The sequence below is a fragment of the Chitinivorax sp. B genome (assembly GCF_005503445.1).
Lineage (GTDB): Bacteria > Pseudomonadota > Gammaproteobacteria > Burkholderiales > SCOH01 > Chitinivorax.
The window spans coordinates 1-1,511 of sequence record NZ_SCOH01000149.1 but is presented as its reverse complement, the minus strand read 5'-3'; the positions used below and the strand labels follow the sequence as shown (position 1 = coordinate 1,511).

The 1,511-nt window shown below is 51.6% G+C and carries 2 protein-coding genes and 1 pseudogene; 1 reads left to right on the top strand and 2 read right to left on the bottom strand.

Annotated elements, in window-relative coordinates; genetic code table 11:
- A pseudogene (locus FFS57_RS26045) lies at positions 1-497 on the top strand (hypothetical protein); the annotation flags it as partial.
- A 29-nt stretch (positions 498-526) separates the two neighbouring features.
- On the opposite strand, the gene FFS57_RS24925 reads toward FFS57_RS26045, so the two are convergent.
- Together FFS57_RS24925 and FFS57_RS24920 are read right to left on the bottom strand one after the other, a co-directional pair.
- Positions 527-895, bottom strand: coding sequence for a DUF4288 domain-containing protein (locus FFS57_RS24925; protein ID WP_137940513.1), 369 nt, complete (start codon positions 893-895; stop codon positions 527-529).
- A 5-nt stretch (positions 896-900) separates the two neighbouring features.
- The coding region (locus tag FFS57_RS24920; protein ID WP_137940512.1) for an RHS repeat-associated core domain-containing protein at positions 901-1,511 on the bottom strand (611 nt) is incomplete at its 5' end.

The following is a 1,511-nucleotide window of genomic DNA, read 5'->3' as shown; positions in this document are numbered from 1 at the left end:
GCGTGTTCCGCCAGCAGGTGGCCGGCTTCGTCGTAGACGAACTGGATCGGTTTGCTGTTGGCGGTCTTGAGTGCCAGTTGCCCTTGCGCGTTGTAGAAGAAGCTGCTGACGCTTTGCCCGTTCTTCAGGGCGACGCGGGGGCGGCCGGCGTTGTCGTAAGTCAGGGTGATGCTGCCATCGCTGGTCTGGTTGCCGCTGGCATCCAGGGTATAAGTCTTGGCGTTGCTGCCGCTCTGCTGCAGCAGGCGGTTGCTGGCCGGGTCGATACGGTAGCTGGTGGCGGCGGTGTTGACCTGGCTTTGGGTGCGGTTGCCGTGGCTGATTTGTTACTTGTGTTACTTGCCACATGCCAACCGCTCGATGGCGACGACCTTCGCCTGGCGCACTTGCCGCACTGGGGCATACTGCATCAAGCAACACGGCGTCACCACCCTGGCGAATCGGGCTCCGGGGCAGTCGCGGCCAGCCGCACAAGGCGGCTGGCGACGGATCAATGATCTTTGACCCTGTTGAATAGACTAGACAGTTAATCCGGGATTCTTGCGAAAGATTCCTCGCAGTTCACGAATCGCTTTAAATTATCAACGTCAGAAAACTCAAATGTTTCAAAGGTAACTTCGCAACCATCCCCTGGCCTATTATCAACATCCCAAGGATTTGATATTTCTAAGATCTTCCTTACTCCTCGGTAAACCCACCTGGATGGAATATCATCCCAAAAAAATGAGCCATCACGATCTCCTTCAAGAGAAGCACCAATTGACTCTGCCTTACTCAGAGCGTCTTCATCAGTCTCTGCATTAATCAGGTAAATATTTTCCCAAACTGGAAATCTATCCTGTTTTCCCTCTTTGAACTGAACCTGCAAAACAACATGAGCAGCATACCAAGTCATATCTTTTACTCGCAGCGATATTTGCTTTTCCGCTTATCTTTATTCCGACAATCCAAAAACTTCTGGGCCTCTATCAGATCTTGTACTTCCTTCTTATTTCCTGCTGCTTTCGCTTCTTTCAACCAGTCAGCCAAAATATCACACGGATCAATTCCTTTCTGCTTAGCTTCGACCTTCGCGCTCTCCGTGGCCCAGTTCCGACCTTGAGACTTCCCCCCTTTGGACATTTCCATTGGGCCAGAATAAGGATCTGAATCAACTGTTGGAAGTACTGGAGTATGGGGAAACATAGAGTCCAGCGCTTCAGCAATATACGGTTGTACATACGGGTTGATTCGTTCACCAATGAAGTTCCCTATTCTATACCCACGGTAAGCAGCAGCAACCGGGCTCTCCCCCGTCGGGTCTGTTAGCGCAGTTGGTTTCCCACCCACATACCCAAACGTATTCAACCCGCCCATCAACCCAATCGGATCACTCTGGATGTACCTGCCGGTTTCAGAATTATAGGTCCGATACCAGTTATGACTGAGCTTGATGCCATTATCCCAATACTGCCCCGGGAAGCGCAGGTTGTACACGAACTGGCTGCCGTTCTTGTCGGCATCTTGATCCG

What these genes read in the sequence shown, in the direction of transcription:
- FFS57_RS24925 (WP_137940513.1), bottom strand. Translation starts at nt 895, where the DNA reads ATGACTTGGTATGCTGCTCATGTTGTTTTGCAGGTTCAGTTCAAAGAG.